Annotated in this window: 18 protein-coding genes; 6 read left to right on the top strand and 12 right to left on the bottom strand. The window is 62.0% G+C overall.

Annotated elements, in window-relative coordinates; translation table 11 throughout:
• Positions 1-192 precede the first annotated feature (192 nt).
• From J2X71_RS27970 to J2X71_RS27955, 4 genes are read right to left on the bottom strand one after another with little or no spacing between them, the layout of a single operon-like run.
• Positions 193-720 carry a DoxX family protein gene (locus tag J2X71_RS27970; protein WP_310387311.1) on the bottom strand — a complete coding sequence of 176 codons (528 nt, stop codon included), beginning with the start codon at positions 718-720 and terminating at the stop codon, positions 193-195.
• Positions 713-1,534 (bottom strand): DNA-binding domain-containing protein, encoded by an 822-nt coding sequence (locus J2X71_RS27965; protein ID WP_310387309.1) that lies wholly within the window; start codon positions 1,532-1,534, stop codon positions 713-715. Before J2X71_RS27965 ends, J2X71_RS27970 begins: the two co-directional genes overlap by 8 nt.
• The gene (locus J2X71_RS27960; RefSeq protein ID WP_310387307.1) at positions 1,521-2,447 is read right to left on the bottom strand and encodes a DUF692 domain-containing protein; all 927 of its coding nucleotides are present in this window, start codon (positions 2,445-2,447) and stop codon (positions 1,521-1,523) included. Before J2X71_RS27960 ends, J2X71_RS27965 begins: the two co-directional genes overlap by 14 nt.
• Before the next feature lie 42 nt (positions 2,448-2,489).
• A complete protein-coding gene (locus J2X71_RS27955; protein ID WP_018115181.1) occupies positions 2,490-2,804 on the bottom strand; it encodes a DUF2282 domain-containing protein in 315 nt (104 codons plus the stop codon).
• A gap of 629 nt (positions 2,805-3,433) precedes the next feature.
• Between J2X71_RS27955 and J2X71_RS27950 the strand changes: the two genes are divergently transcribed.
• Complete coding sequence (locus J2X71_RS27950; protein ID WP_310387302.1) at positions 3,434-4,339, top strand: LysR family transcriptional regulator; 906 nt, start codon at positions 3,434-3,436, stop codon at positions 4,337-4,339.
• Here the strand turns inward: J2X71_RS27950 and J2X71_RS27945 are convergent.
• Positions 4,328-5,278 (bottom strand): alpha/beta hydrolase, encoded by a 951-nt coding sequence (locus J2X71_RS27945; RefSeq protein ID WP_310387301.1) that lies wholly within the window; start codon positions 5,276-5,278, stop codon positions 4,328-4,330. The genes J2X71_RS27950 and J2X71_RS27945 overlap by 12 nt on opposite strands.
• A 232-nt stretch (positions 5,279-5,510) precedes the next feature.
• Between J2X71_RS27945 and J2X71_RS27940 the strand changes: the two genes are divergently transcribed.
• The 3 genes from J2X71_RS27940 to J2X71_RS27930 all read left to right on the top strand — a co-directional run bounded on the left by J2X71_RS27940 (position 5,511) and on the right by J2X71_RS27930 (position 8,209).
• Positions 5,511-5,951: a VOC family protein gene (locus J2X71_RS27940; RefSeq protein WP_310387299.1), complete on the top strand. Its 441-nt coding sequence runs from the start codon at positions 5,511-5,513 to the stop codon at positions 5,949-5,951.
• A gap of 83 nt (positions 5,952-6,034) precedes the next feature.
• The gene (locus J2X71_RS27935) at positions 6,035-7,348 is read left to right on the top strand and encodes an epoxide hydrolase (protein WP_310387296.1); all 1,314 of its coding nucleotides are present in this window, start codon (positions 6,035-6,037) and stop codon (positions 7,346-7,348) included.
• Between the two features lie 84 nt (positions 7,349-7,432).
• On the top strand, positions 7,433-8,209 hold the full coding sequence (locus J2X71_RS27930; RefSeq protein WP_310387294.1) for a hypothetical protein: 777 nt from the start codon (positions 7,433-7,435) through the stop codon (positions 8,207-8,209).
• Positions 8,210-8,350: 141 nt separating this feature from the next.
• On the opposite strand, the gene J2X71_RS27925 is transcribed toward J2X71_RS27930, so the two are convergent.
• The 3 genes from J2X71_RS27925 to J2X71_RS27915 are packed head-to-tail and all read right to left on the bottom strand — an operon-like array spanning position 8,351 to position 11,304.
• Positions 8,351-9,103, bottom strand: a complete 753-nt coding sequence (locus tag J2X71_RS27925; protein ID WP_310387292.1) for an ABC transporter ATP-binding protein — start codon at positions 9,101-9,103, stop codon at positions 8,351-8,353.
• Positions 9,097-10,167: an iron ABC transporter permease gene (locus J2X71_RS27920; protein WP_310387290.1), complete on the bottom strand. Its 1,071-nt coding sequence runs from the start codon at positions 10,165-10,167 to the stop codon at positions 9,097-9,099. Before J2X71_RS27920 ends, J2X71_RS27925 begins: the two co-directional genes overlap by 7 nt.
• 6 nt (positions 10,168-10,173) lie before the next feature.
• A complete protein-coding gene (locus J2X71_RS27915; RefSeq protein WP_310387288.1) occupies positions 10,174-11,304 on the bottom strand; it encodes an ABC transporter substrate-binding protein in 1,131 nt (376 codons plus the stop codon).
• Positions 11,305-11,418: 114 nt separating this feature from the next.
• Here J2X71_RS27915 and J2X71_RS27910 point away from each other — a divergent pair, with 114 nt between their 5' ends.
• Entirely contained in the window at positions 11,419-12,207 is a 789-nt protein-coding gene (locus J2X71_RS27910) for a methyltransferase domain-containing protein (RefSeq protein WP_310387581.1), read from the top strand.
• Here J2X71_RS27910 and gstA read toward each other — a convergent pair.
• Complete coding sequence (gene gstA, locus J2X71_RS27905; protein WP_310387286.1) at positions 12,204-12,839, bottom strand: glutathione transferase GstA; 636 nt, start codon at positions 12,837-12,839, stop codon at positions 12,204-12,206. The two genes, J2X71_RS27910 and gstA, sit on opposite strands and share 4 nt — an antisense overlap.
• A gap of 124 nt (positions 12,840-12,963) precedes the next feature.
• Between gstA and J2X71_RS27900 the strand changes: the two genes are divergently transcribed.
• The gene (locus J2X71_RS27900; RefSeq protein ID WP_113321308.1) at positions 12,964-13,299 is read left to right on the top strand and encodes a helix-turn-helix domain-containing protein; all 336 of its coding nucleotides are present in this window, start codon (positions 12,964-12,966) and stop codon (positions 13,297-13,299) included.
• Positions 13,300-13,437: 138 nt separating this feature from the next.
• Here the strand turns inward: J2X71_RS27900 and J2X71_RS27895 are convergent, their stop codons facing one another.
• The 3 genes from J2X71_RS27895 to J2X71_RS27885 all read right to left on the bottom strand — a co-directional run bounded on the left by J2X71_RS27895 (position 13,438) and on the right by J2X71_RS27885 (position 16,625).
• Positions 13,438-15,306 carry an ABC transporter ATP-binding protein gene (locus tag J2X71_RS27895; protein WP_310387283.1) on the bottom strand — a complete coding sequence of 623 codons (1,869 nt, stop codon included), beginning with the start codon at positions 15,304-15,306 and terminating at the stop codon, positions 13,438-13,440.
• A gap of 131 nt (positions 15,307-15,437) precedes the next feature.
• Positions 15,438-15,857, bottom strand: a complete 420-nt coding sequence (locus tag J2X71_RS27890) for a GFA family protein (RefSeq protein WP_113321310.1) — start codon at positions 15,855-15,857, stop codon at positions 15,438-15,440.
• A gap of 294 nt (positions 15,858-16,151) precedes the next feature.
• Positions 16,152-16,625: a VOC family protein gene (locus tag J2X71_RS27885; RefSeq protein WP_113321311.1), complete on the bottom strand. Its 474-nt coding sequence runs from the start codon at positions 16,623-16,625 to the stop codon at positions 16,152-16,154.
• Positions 16,626-16,656: the final 31 nt, after the last annotated feature.

Here is a 16,656-nt window from a genome sequence, read left to right as displayed (position 1 = left end):
ACGGGGCCACGTGTTTGTTACCGTCATCCTGAAAATTTTGATGACGCGGCACGTGAGGCAGAGCCGGCGTCGGCGCCTATTGAGCGCATCGGCGGGCAAACGGCAAGAGTAGTGCGGCAACAAAGCGCAAAAGCCGCCCGGCGCGATGAGGAGCTGGGCGGGTGTCTATGTGGATCGCTGCTGCGGTGAATTCTAGCTGTTGGCAGCGCCAGACATCCGCGCGATCAGATGGTCGAGTGACAGGCGGCCCGGCCCGTAGCGCATGATGGCAAGCGCCATCGCCGCCCAGGTGATGTGGATGGGCCAGCCATCGGGCACGGTCAGCTCCACGATCAGGGTCATGAAGAGCAGGCCGAGGCCGGCAAAGCGGGTGGCAAGGCCGAAGACGAGAAGCGTCGGGAAGATGATCTCGCCGCAGCCGGACAGGAAGGCCATGACTGATGGCATGGGGAAGGGGTAAGGCCCGCCCGGCAGATGCAGCATGAATTCCTGGGTGAAGAGGTCGATTGCCGTATCGTTCAGCTGCAGGAAGCCATCCCATTTCAGGATGCCGGAGCGCCAGAAGGGAACGGCGAGCGCCACGCGGAGGACAGCCTGGACGATATCGGGCTGGGCGACGGCGCGGACAAGTCCGTCAGCCGTCGCTACCAACCTTGCCAGCGGGGAGCGCGCGCCGTGGCGAGGCCCATTGTGAGGCATGGAATCAAGCATATCAGACATTGAAAATCACCATTTCGACATGGGAGAAGGCGCTGATAGTGGAAAAGGCATGGGCTGCGATCATCTCGCCAATCATGCCGGAGAGATCGAAGGCAGGCTCCGCCTCGAGCCCCGCCGCGACGGCTGCCGCAAGGCATTCGCCTGAGAGCAGCGCGCCGAGGAAGGCGGCTCCGCCCGGCGGCAGGTGGCGAACCGTGACCTCATCGTCGATGCGCGTGATCAAACCTTCCTCGGGCCCGTTCTCGACACGGCCGACCGGCCCGTCGCCGCGGTTCATGGCGAAGATGGTCACGGCGGGATAGGCCGATGCGATCAGCCGCGTCGACGGATGCGGCTGGAAGGTTACGGCACCCAGGTCTTCCGGTGGTACGGCCGCAAGGGTTTCCGGCTTGAGTGCTGGCGCATCGGCGGCGTGATAGGCATCCAGCCAGGCGCGCTCGATACGTGCCACATCCGACAGCCAGGGCATGTCCTGCGCGTATTCGTAGCGGTCGATGAAATCGGGGAAATCCCTGCCGTATTCGAAGAGCAGCGGCGAGCTGGGCGGTGTTGCGCGCACGTGAAAGCGGGCCATTGCGCGGAAGAAATCCGCCCCGGTGATGCGTTCGACTGCCGGGAAGATCGACGACAATGCGGCAATCAGGCCGACGGTCACGTTGTTGCGGTAGACATTGTAGCGCTTCTCCGCCCGCTTGCCGCGCGGACCTGTCACCAGGTCAGGGGCCGGCGCATCGGGGGCAAGCAGGGCTGCGGAAAACTGTCCCGCGAAGTCAGGCGCGGATCGGCGCATGGGCAGGATATCAGCCGAGGGCATGGTAGGTCTCCCGGTCTCTGGCGTGCCGATCAAGGATCGCCTGTGCGGCCAGCGCCTCGGCGCGCAGCACCGGCCAGTCGGGGATCTTGCTGTCCCATTCGATCAGGGTCGGGATCGGTCCGCAGCTGTTTATGACGATTTCATAGAGCTGCCAGACGGCCCCGGCGACCGGCCCGTCGTGGCTGTCGATCAGGAGCAACTCGCCTTCGTCATCCTCCTGTTCGGCATGGCCGGCGAGGTGGATCTCGCCGACACAGGACAGCGGAAAATCGCGCAGATATTGCAGTGCTGAAAAACCGTGATTGGTGGCGGAAACGAAGACATTGTTGATGTCGAGCAGCAGGCCGCAGCCGGTGCGCCGGGCGATATCGCGGATGAAATCCGTCTCGGTCATGGAGGATTCCGCAAAGAGTACGTAGGTGGACGGGTTTTCGAGCAGGATCGGCCGGCCGATGGCGTTCTGCATCTGATCGACGTGATCGCAGACATGGGCAAGCGTTGTGGCCGTATAGGGCAGCGGCAGCAGGTCGTTCAGATAGGTATCGACATGCGTCGACCAGGCGAGATGCTCTGAAATCAGCGCCGGCTCGTAGCGATCGACGAGGGTCCTGAAACGCTTGAGATGATCCTTGTCGAGCGGCTGCGGGCCGCCGAGCGACATGCAGACGCCATGCAGTGAAATCGGGTGGTCGCGGCGCACCCTTTCGAGTGCGCGATGCGGCGGGCCGCCGGCGCCCATATAATTCTCGGCATGGACTTCGAAGAAGCCCTGCGGGCCTGATACGGCTGAGATTGCTGCAAGATGCTCCGGCTTGAAGCTGGTACCGGCCTGGCCGGCGAGTGAAAGTGTCGGAAAGCGGAGGGTGCTTTCCGTCTCCATGGGAAGGTTGTTCGTCATGCTGACGTTTGCCATGTACGCCTCCGCTTTCCTTGATCTTCGTCTGCTTCCGACGGCTTAGATGTCGCGCGTCAGCGGCTTCAGCGAGCCATGACGGCCGCCGGGAATATCGAGCGAGGCGCAGGTACCGCCCTGGACGAATTTCCACGAATTGCCCTGGAAATCCTTGACCGAGGTGCCCTGGCATGTGGTGCCTGGACCGGCAGCGCAATCGTTCTGGCCCTTCAGCGCAACGCCGTAGCACTTCTCCTTGTGAGCTGCGGTTGCAGCAGCGGCCTCAGCCTTGGTCAGCGGGGCGGCACTGGCCATCGTGGCAAGAGCGGAGGTGATCGCGCCGGCAAGAAGGGCGGTGCTGATGGAAGTCTTCAACATTGGTAGTCTCCGTTGCTTGAAACGCCCCTGTTTCAGCGGGGCACGTCGGGGTATTCGCAACGAGAGGGCGGGTTGTTACAGGCGGGGTGGTAACGAACGCGTGATGGGATTCGGGGGATGTGCGGGCCGGCTGTTTCTATCGGCGAGGGAATATAATATTCGGCGATGTGCCGTGGAACACCCCCCTCTGTCCTGCCGGACATCTCCCCACAGGTGGGGAGATTGGCTGGGCGCGCCGGTTTCCCCAAACAACAAACGTTGCAAACTGCGCAACGTCAATGACGTGCGAAGGTCGACCCACTTGCCAATCTCCCCACCTGTGGGGAGATGCCCGGCGGCAGAGAGGGTATCCCACGGAAACACCTCACTTTTCTCGCGCCAACACGGTGCTGATGCAGAAGAGAGGATAGGAAAACCGAGGGGAGACGTTCCAGTTCCTCCTCACCCGCTTTCCGGGGACCGGGTGGATCTTCTCGTCTGACCGTTGCTGGATATCGATCGATACTATCGGCTGGGGTTCCGAAGGTTTAGGATTTTGCCGGGGGAAGGCTTCGGGATGAGGGCGGCGTATCGCGCGGCCCGTGGATGCCGGTGATCGGCTGCCTCTCCCTGTGACAGGATGGGCAGGGATGGATCGGCTGGATGCCATGCGCGTGTTGCTTGCCGTTGTCGATGCCGGCAGTTTGTCGGCGGGCAGCAAGCGGCTGAATGCGCCGCTGCCGAGCGTCAGCCGCAAGGTGGCCGAGCTGGAGCGGTTGCTCGGCGCCAATCTCATCATCCGCACAAGCCGGAACCTGCAACTCACCGATGCCGGGCGCGACTATGTGGATGCGGCGCGCAAGATCATTGCAGAACTGGAGGAGGCAGAGCGCCGGGCTTCCGGTGAGTATCAGCGGCCGCGGGGAACGCTGACGATCACCATGCCGGTGGAATTCGGCAACCGTTATGTGCTGCCGATCGCGCTCGGTTTTCTGGCTGAGCATCCGGAAGTGTCTCTCAACCTTCTGTCGCTCGATCGCACCGTTCATCTCGTCAGCGAGCAGGTGGATATCGCCATCCGGCTGGGAGCGCTGGCAGACAGTTCGCTCTATGCCGCCAAGGTTGCCGAATTTCGGCTGCTGACTTGCGCGAGCCCCGATTATCTCGGGCGTTGCGGATGTCCGCAGCATCCGGGCGAACTGCCCGATCATGACGGTATTATCTTCAATAACAGGACCTTCTTCTGGACCTTCGATATCGATGGCCGGCCGGTGGAGGTGGTGCCGCGCCATCGCATCGAGGTCAATACGGCGGCGAACTGCGTTGCCGCCGCCGTGGGCGGAGCCGGTATTGCCAGGCTTTTCGACTACCAGGTCCCCGGCGAACTTGCCTCCGGGGCTCTGGTGCCGATCCTTGATGATTATGCCGGGGCGCCGCAGCCGATCCACATCGTCTATTCGCGCCAGGGCTTTCTGGCGCTCAAGGTGCGCTCCTTCATCGACTGGACGCTGCCGCGGCTGCGGGAGGCCTGTCGGACCTATGGCTCAATCCAGTAGGGCGCGGATTTCGGCGACAACCCGTTCCGGCGCCTGCAGGTGCGGATAGTGGCCGATGCCGGGCAGGATATCGAGTGTCGCGCCGGTCCTCTCGGCGAATTCCGCGCCCATCCGGCTGTCGATATAGATGTCCTTTTCGCCCCATATCACCTTTACCGGCGTCTTGAGCTTTCCGAGGTATGCTTCAAGCAGATCCTGATCGCGGGTGAAGGCCGCATAATAATGGTAGAAGGCATCGGCGGAGGTGAGGGCGCCATGGCTCCAGCATTGGACCATGTCTTCCTTGACGCCGGCGGCGAGATCGAACTGCCTGTCGTCAGGCAGGCCACGCCGGTAAGCGTTCTCGAGGATTTCGTCGCTCGTCTGGTTCATGGCGGCGCGGGTCTTGGAAGCCGCCGGCTCGGCCTTCAGGTTCTGCAGGCGCTCATGCATATAGGCCGGCCGATTGAAGGGGGCGAAGTCGCCGACGATGATGCGCCTTGCGATGTCGGGCTCGTCGAGGGCCAGGAGCAGGGCAGGCAGGGCGCCGATATCGGCGGCGTAGATCGTCAGTGTGGATCGGTCGATGCCAGCTTTGTCGATATAGGCCTTCAGCACGCCGGCATAATCACGCGGTGAATAGGAGAAGTTTTCGGCTGCTGGCCGAGATGACAGGCCGTATCCCGGCCAGTCGAAGGCATGCACCTCGAATTCGTCGCCAAGCGCGGCTGCAATGTCGCGCCAGACGAGCGAGGTTTCGGGAAAGCCGTGCAGGAAAAGTACGGTGCCTTTCGGCGCCGGATTGTGCACGACGAGCCGCCGCAGGGTGATATCCCCGCCGATGGCAATGGTGCCGATTTCGGGGTTTGCGGCTTCGGTCGTGCCGGCACTTACGGGGGTGAGTGTGGCGCCTGTGATTGCAGCGGCTACGAGCAATGGTCCAAGTGATGATGTCAGCATATCCGTTGTCCTTCCTCTCCGGCGGCCATACTCGCTCAGAAGCCTCATGGCCGCAATCGGGGTGAATTCTCGATGATAAGGATCGTGCATCGCGCCTGCCGTCGGTAGACCGCGGCCATGAGAGTCTGCCTCTCATTTTCCCCCGGTACCGGGCGATCGGCCCGCGCCGTACATCATCGCCATCAGCGACGCCGGGGGATGGCCCCGCGTCCCCAAGAAAGGATGATGAGACATGAATGATATGACCGTAAATCTGACAATCGCTCAGCCCGAAAGGGTGCGCGGTCTGCCGGGTCACTCGACCGTTGGTACCGACAATCTCGAGGCTGCGGGGGAATTTTACGACAAGCTCATGGCCGTCTTCGGCATCGGCCGTTTTCTGGTCCAGCCGGGCCGGGCCGTCTATTACGGCGAGCGCACGCTGGAATTCGGCGTCGTGAAGCCTTTCGACGGCAGGCCGGCACGTGCCGGCAATGGCAGCATGGTGGCCTTCGAGGCGCGTTCCCGCGCAAAGGTGCGCGAGGCTCATGCAACGGCACTACAGGCCGGCGGAACGGATGAGGGCGCTCCGGGGCCACGCGGGGAGAATGGCGAGGGGCCTTACTGCGCCTATTTCCGTGACCCAGAAGACAACAAGTTCCTGGTCTATTGCGCCGGGCCGGACGAAGCCTGAGATCGCTTCCGGCGTATTTCAGGCGCATGATGCCAGGCGTCCGAAATGCGGCTGCGAACCTTCCGATGGAATGGAGGCAAGTCATGAAATCAGGGCAATCAATCGCAAGACTAAGGGTGTCACGGCGTTCGCTGTTGTTTGCGGGCGCGGCGGCCGGGTTGACGGTGGTGCTGTCGTCGCCTGCGGGCGCGGCCGATCCCGTCGATGCAGAGGCGCTCGCCGGCGGAATCCGGCCGTTCCGGGCCGATATTCCCGAGGCCGCGCTTGCCGATCTCCAGCGTCGGCTTGCCGCCACCCGCTGGCCAGACGGCGAGACCGTGCGCGACCGTTCGCAGGGCGTGCAGCCGGAGAGGCTGAGGGCGCTGGTGGATGAGTGGCAGTCTTCCTACGACTGGCGCAAAGCCGAGGCGCGGCTGAACGGTTTTCCGCAATTCGTGACCGAGATCGATGGCATCGATATCCATTTCATCCATGTCCGCTCCCGCTACGAGAATGCCCTGCCGCTGATCATGACGCATGGCTGGCCGGGATCGGTCTTCGAACTGCTAAACGTGATCGGCCCGCTGACTGACCCGACCGCGCATGGCGGCACGGCTGACGATGCCTTCCATCTGGTGATCCCCTCGATCCCCGGCTTCGGCTTTTCCGGCAAGCCCACGGAAACGGGCTGGAACCCGCAACGCATCGCGGCCGCCTGGGATACGCTGATGAAACGGCTCGGTCATACCAGCTATGTTTCGCAGGGCGGCGACTGGGGCGCGATCATCAGCGATGCGCTGGGGCGACAGGCGCCGGAGGGGCTGCTTGGCATCCACGTCAACAGGGTCGAGCGCGCGACCACCTTTCCGCCGGATGCGGCGCAGGCGCTGATGAGCGGGGCGGCCGCACCCGACAGCTTGTCACTAGAGGAGAAGCTGATCTTCATGGAAGCCCGGGATTTCCTCGCCAATGGCTTCGGCTACGCTGCGATCATGGGAACCCGGCCGGAAACGATCGGCTACGGGCTTGCGGATTCTCCCGTGGGGCTTGCGGCCTGGCTCTATGACAAGATCGCCGACTGGGTGTTTACCCGCGGAGATCCTGAACAGGCGCTCGGCAGCCAGGCCATTCTCGACAATATCACGCTCTACTGGCTCACCAATACCGGGCCTTCGAGCGGGCGCATCTATTGGGAGAATGTCGCGGCCGGCGCAAAGCTGGAGCCGGTCAAGGTTCCGGTCGCGGTCACGGTCTTTCCCGGCGAGGTTTACCGGCCGCCGCGGCACTGGCTCGGCAGAGCCTATCCGCAGTTGATCTATTACAATGTGGCTGCAAAAGGCGGGCATTTCGCAGCTTGGGAGCAGCCGGAACTCTTCGCCCAGGAGGTCCGAGCCGCATTCAGGACATTGCGCTCATAGGCAGATCGCATTTCCGCGAGCGCTTGGGAACATCGAGCTTTTTCGACCGTTTGCGAAGAGGAAAGACCTGGAGGAGGAATCCCAATGAGTAATCTCCATAATGACAGCGCCCCCGAATTCTCAGGCGGCGGGGGCCGCAGTACGCTGACCGCTTTCTTCGACAGCCGCGATGACGCTGACAGGGCGATCGACCGGCTGAAGAACCTGGGTATCACCGGTGTCAGAATGATGCGGGGATATGAAGCGGATGGCGACAAGGCAGGCGTTGCCGGCGACGACCGCAGCGGTTTCTGGTCGAAGCTGGAGGACTGGCTGTTTCCGGATGAAGACCGGTCGGTCTATGCCGAAGGCCTGCGCCGGGGCGGCTTTCTGATCTCCGTCGAGGTCGATGATGCCACCTACGGTATCGCATACGACATTCTCGATGACGAAGGCTCCATCGACATGGACGAACGTGCGGACCTCTGGCGCGCAGAGGGCTGGAATATCAGCAGGTCGAACGAGGCTTTTGCAGCCTCGAAATATGATGCAAGCCAGGCTCGTGAAGCTGATGATGCCGAGCGTGCCCGGCAGGCAAGTGCTGTGCAGGATGACGTCTTTGCAGCCGGTGCGGCCGGTATGGCCGGCCCGGCCACGCCGATGGGACGTCATACCCGCCGGCTCGATCCGAATTCCCCGCGCGTTCGTGCCTATGATCTCAATGACGAGGCACCGCTCGATCAGGAGCTGCGTGACGACATCATGCCGACCGGACATCACCGCACGGTGGAGGAATCCACGGAGCGCGCAGAGCGCGAGCTTCGCCAGGCTCAGGACGTGGACGGCATGCGGCAGGAGCAGACGCTGCCGCGCGGTCGATAATGGTCTGAAACATGGGCGCGCCGGATTTCCGGCGCCCCCTTAGAGCGGCGGAAGGAAAACGGAATCATCTCTGCCGCTTTAAGGTTTTTGTTCAAGCATCGGATTATCCGAAGGCCGCTTCCCGCTTTTGCGCGACATGCTTTAATGCGCGGTGCCGTCGACGATGACGTGATCATGATCCCTGGAGCATTTCTCGATGCGGGCGTGGATCTTGTAGACCTCGCGCAGCATGTCGACGGTGACGACCTCGCGCGGCTTGCCGCAGGCGCGCATGCGGCCGTTCTGGATGATCAGTACCTTATCTGCGAAGCGCAGCGCCTGGTTCAGGTCGTGGATGGCGATCAGTACGATCATGCCGCGCTTGCGGGCTTGGCGCTGCATGAAATCGAGCACTTCCACCTGGCGATGAAGATCGAGCGCACTGGTCGGCTCGTCCATCAGCATGATCTCCGGCTCGCGCACCAGCGCCTGGGCGATGGAGACAAGCTGGCGCTGGCCGCCTGACAAGGCGCCGAGATCGCGGAAGGCGATCGCCTCGATGTTCAGCGCCTTCATGACGTCGTCGATGAGCCTGAGATCCTGATCGCTGACGCCCCAGGACTGGCCCTGCTTGCGGGCAAGCAAGATCGATTCATAGACCGTCAGCACCGCATTGGCCGAGGTATCCTGCGGCATGTAGCTGATGGCGTTCTTTGTCTTTGCGCCCTCGACCAGCACGTTTCCCGGCCCTTTCAAGAGGCCGGTGATGCGCTTGAAGAGGGTGGACTTGCCGGCGGCATTCGGGCCGATCACAGCGACGAGCTCGCCGGCCGTCATTTTGGGCGTCGTTACGTTTTCGACGAAGAGCTTGCGGCCGTGGTAGGCGCCGACCGACTGCAGCTGAAGCGCTACCATGAGCGGCTCCTGTTCGAGAGGATGAGCGAGAAGAAGAAGGGCACGCCGACCAGCGCCGTGATGATGCCGATCGGGAAGACGACGCCCGGAATGATCGACTTCGAGACGACAGAGGTCAGCGAGAGCAGCAGGGCGCCTGAAAGGATCGAACCTGGCAGGAAGAAGCGCTGGTCTTCGCCGAGGATCATGCGGGCGATATGCGGGCCGACGAGGCCGACGAAGCCGATCGTACCGACGAAGCTGACGGGAACGGCCGCCAGCAGCGAGACGATGAGCATCGTCTCAAGCCGGATGCGGCGCACATTGACGCCGAAGCTCGCCGCCTTGTCCTCGCCGAGGCGGATCGCCGTCAGCGCCCAGGCATGGCGGGCAAAGAGCGGCAGGGCGAAAAGCAGCACGGCAAGCGTGATCCAGATCTTCGGCCAGGTGGCCTTGGTGAGGCTGCCCATGGTCCAGAAGACGACGGCCGAGAGCGCCTGTTCTGAGGCGAGATATTGCAGGAAGGCGAGAGCCGCATTGAAGGTGAAGACGAGGGCGATGCCGAGCAGCACGACTGTTTGCACCGAAACGCCGCGTGCCTGCGAGATGAAATGGATGAAGAGCGTGGCGACGAGCGCCATGATGAAGGCATTGACCGGCACCAGCAGGCCTGCCGCGACCGGCAGGATTGGCACGCTGGTGACGATGGCAAGGGCCGCACCGAAGCTTGCGGCGGCGGAAATGCCTAACGTGAAGGGGCTTGCCAGCGGATTGGCGAGGATCGTCTGCATCTGCGCCCCGGCAACCGAGAGCGATGCGCCGACGACGATCGCCATGACGGCGACCGGCATGCGGATATCCCAGACGACGGCGCGGACCTGCGCCGAGACGGAGTCGGGATAGAGGAGGGCGGTGACGACCTCACCGAGGCCGTAACGAGCCGGCCCCCAGGCGAGATCGACGGCAAAGGACAGGCAGAGCGCGGCCGTCATGGCAAACAGGATCACAAGCTTGCGGCGGGCGAGGGCGCGGTAACGCGCCCTGCCTGCTTCGACCTCGATCGGGGCGACGGCGATCTCTGCCATCTCGCCTTACTTTCCGGCCTTGGCGTCGACCCAGTAACCCGGCTGATAGGCGACCGGCAGGAACTTCTCGTGGAATTCCTTGAAGGTCGCATCCGGGTCGAGATCGGCAAAGAGGTCCGGGTGGAACCACTTGGCCATCTGCTGCACGGCGACGAACTGGTAGGGGCTCGTGTAGAACTGGTGCCAGATCGCATGCACATTGCTATCGGCAACCGCCTTGGAGCCGGTGAAGGCCGGGTTCTGCACGAGGGCATCCAGCGCCTTGCGGCTATCGTCGATGGTGGCGGCAGCGGCCGGACCGACATTGACGAAATCCTTGGCATCCTTGGTCTGGCTCCAGTTCGAGCCGGTGACGACGACGACGTCAGGATTGGAAGCGACGACCTGTTCGGCATTGATCGAGCCGGTGTAGCCCGGCAGGAAATCGGAGCCGAGATTGTGGCCGCCGGCCCAATCCACCATCAGGCCGAAATTGTCGGGGCCGAAGGTGCCGCAGCACTCGACGAGGCCGGCGGCGCGATACATGAAGACATTGGGCTTCTTGGGGTTGGCTTCTTTCAGCTTGTCGGTGACGCGTGCCATCTGCTGCTTCCAGTAGGCGGCGACGGCCTGGGCGCGGTCTTCATGGCCGAAAAGCTTGCCGAGGATCTCCAGGCTCGGCTCGGTATTGGCGAGGATGTGCTCGCGGAAATCGATGTAGACGATCTTCACGCCGATCTTGTTCAGCGTGTCCTCGAGCTTTACCTCGTCGGCGGCCTTCTTGTTGCCGATCGGCAGCAGCATGACATCGGGGTGAAGCGCCACAACCGTCTCGGTCTGCAGCGTGCCATCCGTCAGGTTGCCGAGGAAGGGCAGGTCCTTACCCCTAGGGAATTTCTCGACATAGGCGTTGAAGCCATCCTTGTCGGTCGTCCAGAGATCATTGCGCCAGCCGACGATCTTGGCGAAAGGATCGTCCTTCTCGATCGGGGCGACGGCATAGAGCATGCGGCCTTCGCCAAGGATCACGCGCTCGACCGGCTTGTCGAAGGTGACCTCGCGGCCAGCCACATCCTTGATGGTGAAGGGATCGGCAAAAGCCGAAAGTGGCAGCAGGCCTGCAACTGCGGATACCGCAAGCAATTTCATAAATTTCATCTGGAAACTCTCCCCGTCCTTGGTAATGTCCCGAGGCATAGAAAAATTGACTTTTGGAATCAAGTTTTATGTTTTAGAGCTTTTCCAAAGTAGTGCAGTGCCGGGGTGAAGATGATGAACACGATGAACACAAATTACTCTATTCGCGATGAAATCCGGGACTTCTGGTCGGAAAGGGCGGCCACGTTCGACGAGAGCGTCGGCCACGAAATCTTTTCCGAAGCTGAGCGCAGGGGCTGGCAGCGGCTGATCCGCAAGCATCTCGGTGAAGGGCAAGGGCGTGCGGCGCTCGACCTTGCTTGCGGCACGGCGGTCATTTCTCATCTCATGCATGGGGCGGGCTTCAAGGTGACGGGGCTCGACTGGTCGGATGCCATGCTGGCGCAGGCGCGCGCCAAGGCGAAGAAGCGCGGCACCGATATTCGCTTCGTCTCGGGCGATGCGGAAAACACCATGGAGGCCAAGGAAAGCTACGACGTGATCACCAACCGCCATCTCGTCTGGACGCTGGTCGATCCACCCTCGGCCTTCCGCGAGTGGTTCTCCGTGCTGAAGCCCGGCGGCAAGGTCCTGATCGTCGACGGCAACATGGGCAAGGAGACCTGGGTCAAGGGCCTGCAGAAAGTCTGGACAAAGCTGACCGGCAAGGCGCCGGCGAGCCACATGAAGCCCGAGATGATGGCCCGCCACCAGGCCATCCGCTCGCGCGTCTATTTCTCCAAACAGATGCCGGCCGAAGCGATCGTCGAGCTGCTGCGCCAGGCGGGCTTCGACAATATCGTCGTCGACCGCAAGCTCTCCGATATCCACTGGGCGCAGGCGCGCAAGATGCCCTTCCTGCGCGGGCTGGAGCGCATGGTGCAGGACCGCTTCGCGATCTGCGCGACGAAGCCGGTCGTTTAAGCCTTCACCAGACCTTCGGCCTGAAGCGCCTTTTGAACGGAGGGGCGGGATTGCACCCGCTCGTACCAGGCTTGCAGGTTCGACAGGGCGTCGAAGTGGATATCCGCCCTGTAGTAGGAGGCGAGCCATGGCGCTTGTCCCCAGCCTGTGAGGGCGAAGAGATAGGCATCGGCAACGGTGAAGGCCCGGCCGGCAATATAGGGGCGGGTGGCAAGTTCGGCGTCGATATGGACATAGCGCTTTTCGAGCTTCGGTTTGGCCGTCTCGACATAGGGGCCGGCAAGCCGCGCGTAGAGCAGGGGAATGAAGCCCTTGTGGATTTCCGAGGACAGGAAATTCAGCCATTGCTGCAGCCTGTAGCGCTCCATCGTGCCATTGGCCGGCGCCAGGCCGAGCTCCGGTTTCAGGTCGGCGAGGTACTGGACGATCGCCGGACCTTCGGTGAGGATGGCGCCGTCATCGAGTTCGAGGGCGGGAACGTAGCCGAGCGGATTGATTTCTTCGAAGTCTTCACCCGCGCCAAACGTGTGCTTTCTGTTATCGACAGGCACGAGCTCGACATCGATGCCGAGCTCGTTGAGGACGATGTGCGGCGAGAGCGAGCAGGCGGCCGGAAGATAGTATAATTTCATGGTTTTCCCTTTTCGATGTCCACCAGGATTCTGGTTCGCGGCCAATCTAGAAGGGTAGGATATTTTTTGAAGAAGGCACTATATTGTGGTGTAGGTACATATTTTATACCAGAGGAAATTCCGCATGAAGGAAAGCGTCACCAACTGCACCGTCGAGGAGGCAATGCGGCTCTTGGGCGGCCGGTGGCGGCTTCTGATCGTCTATTTCCTGCTTGATGGTCCCCGGCGCTTCAACGAACTGCGTCGCTGTGTGCCGGGTATATCGCAGCGCATGCTGACGCTGGACCTGCGGGCGCTGGAAGAGGCGGGGCTGATCAAGCGTACGGTGTTTCCGACGGTGCCGGTCACGGTGGAGTATCGGCTGACCGAGGATGGCAAGCGGCTCGTTCCTGTGGTGAAGGTGATGCAGGAATTTGGGAAGTGGCTGCTGGAGCGGGAGGACGTGGTGGAAGTGTCGTAGTCGTCGTGGCGCAGGCGCCGCCTTTGGGAAGGCCACGCGGCCCCCAACTTCCCTCATCAAGCCAGTTGCAAACTGGCTTGATGAGGGAAGAGAGGAGGAGGGCGCCGGTGCCCAAAGCCAACCTTCTGCTTCCACCGACTAGTCCGACGCCACCTCCTCGATCTCCTCCGGAATAAAACCACCCGTCTGTCGTCTCCACAGACGCGCAAACAGCCCGTCGCCTTCGATCAATTCTTCCGGCCGGCCTTCCTCGATGACGCGGCCATGGTCGAGCACGACGATGCGGTCCATGCTCGATATGGTGGAGAGGCGGTGGGCGATGGCGATGACGGTTTTGCCTTCCATCACCAGGTTCAGACGCTCCTGGATGGCGGCTTCGGATTCGCTGTCGAGGGCCGAGGTTGCCTCGTCGAGCACCAGAATTGGTGCGTTCTTCAAAAGTACGCGGGCGATCGCCACGCGCTGGCGCTGACCGCCCGAGAGCTTGATGCCGCGGTCGCCGACATAGGCCTCGTAGCCCTTGCGGCCCTCGCTATCGGCGAGATCGGCGATGAAGATGTCGGCGCTCGCCATCTTCGCGACGCCTTCGATCTCCTTCTGCGTCGCCTCAGGCCGGCCGTAGCGGATGTTGTCGCCGACCGAGCGGTGCAGCAGCGCAACATCCTGGGCGATGACGCCGATGGCGCGGCGAAGGCTCGACTGGGTGACTGAGCGGATATCCTGGCCGTCGATGAGGATCGCGCCGTCCTTGATGTCATAGAAGCGCAGGAGCAGATTGGCGAGCGTCGTCTTACCCGCGCCAGAGAGGCCGACGAGGCCGACTTTTTCGCCGGGACGGACGGTCAATGACAGGTTGTCGATGACGGGCTTGCCGGATTTGTAGGCGAAACGAACGTCGTCGAAGCGGATTTCACCGTTCGGGACGACAAGGTCCTGCGCATCCGGCCGGTCGGTGATGGTGGGCGGTGTCGTCATGACCGGCATGGCGTCCTTGATCGTACCGATCGCCTGGAAAATCTGCTGGCCCATTTGCAGGAACGTAAACGTGTGACCGGATAGCCGGTTGAGAACATAAACGGCGGCAGTGAATTCGCCGATCGTGACGAAGCCATCAACGAGCCCGGTAAAGCCGATCGACAGGATGGCCAGCCAGTGCATCACGTTGAGGACGACGACGATGACCTCTGCGGTCCGATAGATGCGCTGTTCGCTTTGTTGGGCCTTGATCGCCTTGCCGATGATACCTCGGATAGCGCCCGCCTCGCTGTCTTCGGCGGCGAATTGTTTCACCATCTGCATATTGGCGTAGAGATCGGTAACGGCGCCGGAAATCAGGCTGCGGCGCTTGGCGGAGCGGCGTGCTCGTTCGGTGAAGACAGGTGCCAGCCTGACCGCGAGCAGCACGTTGAGCGTGATCCATACGATGGTCGGCAGCGCAAGCTGCCAGGAGAGTGCGCTCAGAAGGATGACGGAGCCGACCATCTGCATGATGAAGCGCGGGATGGACTGGAAGGCGGACATAACCTGCTGCTGGACGGCGGACGCCACCTGCTGCAGGCGCGAGGCGACCTGGCCGGCATAGAGATCGTGGAAGAAGGCGAGATCCTGCCGCTCCACCGCTCTGTGGCCCTGCCACTGAATGGCTGCCGGCATGCCGATGCCGAGCGTATGCGAATTCAGCGTATTGACGAGGAAGGAGCCAATAGGGATGCCGGGGAAGAGCATCAGGCCGAGCAAGATCAGCAGCGGCTGGTCATTGTGCAGGAAAGCGGAGGCACCCTGCTGCGTGACGCCATCGACGATGACCGACAGGCCCCAGACGATCGTCAGATTCATGGCCTCGATCGCCATGGTGCAAAGTGCGAGCGTGATCAGGATGCCACGAAACATCGAGATGAAGTGCAGCAGCACCGTCACCGGCCCCTTCGACGGCAGCGGACGGTAGGGGATATCGAGCGGCCGGATCAGCGTTTCGAAGGGACGGTAGATCGCATCTGAAATCGACATAATCGACTTGAGCCTCTCGGGTGCAACATCAGGAGGGCGGCGTATCTGGCGACGTGGGCTGCATGGAATCATCTTCCGGCTGCAATCTCAATTAGAAATTTTGGAAATCTTTGAGATCACAGGGCGAAGTATCAACTTGACCGCCGCGCAACGCTGCCTTGCTGGAAGTGCTCGTCGGCAGCGTCGATCTGCACCCAATGGTGTTTCGACTGCTCGAAGATCGATTTGGCAGGGGCGAGGAATTGGCTCCCGTCGGTCAGCGCTCCAAGAGCGACGCCGATCATTGAGGGCAGGTTTTCGGCCTTCCAGTAGACCGATGAGCCGCAGTTCGGGCAGAAGTAGGTATGCACCTTTCCGCCGCTTGCCGCATCGCGGGTATATTGCTTGCCGAAGCCAGACACGGTGACGGCTTCGGCCGGATAGAAGGCGCCGGCGCCGAAGGGGGCGCCTGTTCGTCTCTGGCATTCGATGCAGTGACAGGCGATCACCGCATTTGGTTTCTCCGGCAGCGCCAGTCTGAGCGCGCCGCAGCTGCATTGGGCATTGGCCATCGGGAGACTCCTGTTTTGCGAAGTTTGGGGAAGGTTTCGGAGTTTTATGGGGATATGCCGGGGCACTGAGCTGAATTCGCTCACCTTGAAATGACGGCAGTGCCATCAGCGGCGGCACCTTTCCGGAAGGGCCATAAGCGAGAGATCAAGCCGAACACGCCAATAGGAGGCCATGCTCGAAGCGATTTCTGCTCGGAAAGCCGATGCCTGTGGAACAGGCCCGGCTGTTGTTCGAGGGATCAGAGCAGTCGGCCGCCCTGGCGTCGTGATCTTACGGTTGCAGGGCCTGTTGTCTCAGCCGCGGCGAGCTGCCTCTATTGCCGCGACGTCGATCTTGCGCATGGTCATCATCGCGTCGAAAGCGCGCTTTGCCTCCGCCCCGCCTGCCTGTATCGCTTCCATCAGGGCGCGCGGGGTTATCTGCCACGAGACGCCCCATTTATCCTTGCACCAGCCGCATTCGCTTTCCTGGCCGCCATTGTTGACGATTGCGTTCCAGTAGCGGTCGGTCTCTTCCTGATTTTCCGTCGAGATCTGAAAGGAAAAGGCCTCGCTATGCTTGATCGAGGGGCCGCCATTCAGGCCGATGCAGGGAATGCCGGCGACCGTGAATTCCACGACCAGCACCTCTCCTTGCTGGCCGGCCGGATAGTCGCCGGGGGCGCGATGAATGGCGCCGACTTTGCTGTCCGGAAATATCCCGGCGTAAAAGCGGGCGGCCTCTTCGGCGTGCTTGTCATACCAGACACAGATCGTGTTCTTGTGCATCGCGCGGTCCTTTGGTGTTTTCCCCTGATGG

It is taken from the genome of Rhizobium sp. 1399, assembly GCF_031455475.1.
Taxonomy (GTDB): domain Bacteria; phylum Pseudomonadota; class Alphaproteobacteria; order Rhizobiales; family Rhizobiaceae; genus Rhizobium.
Note: the sequence above shows the minus strand (reverse complement) of the source record. Positions and strands in the feature narration are given on the sequence as shown.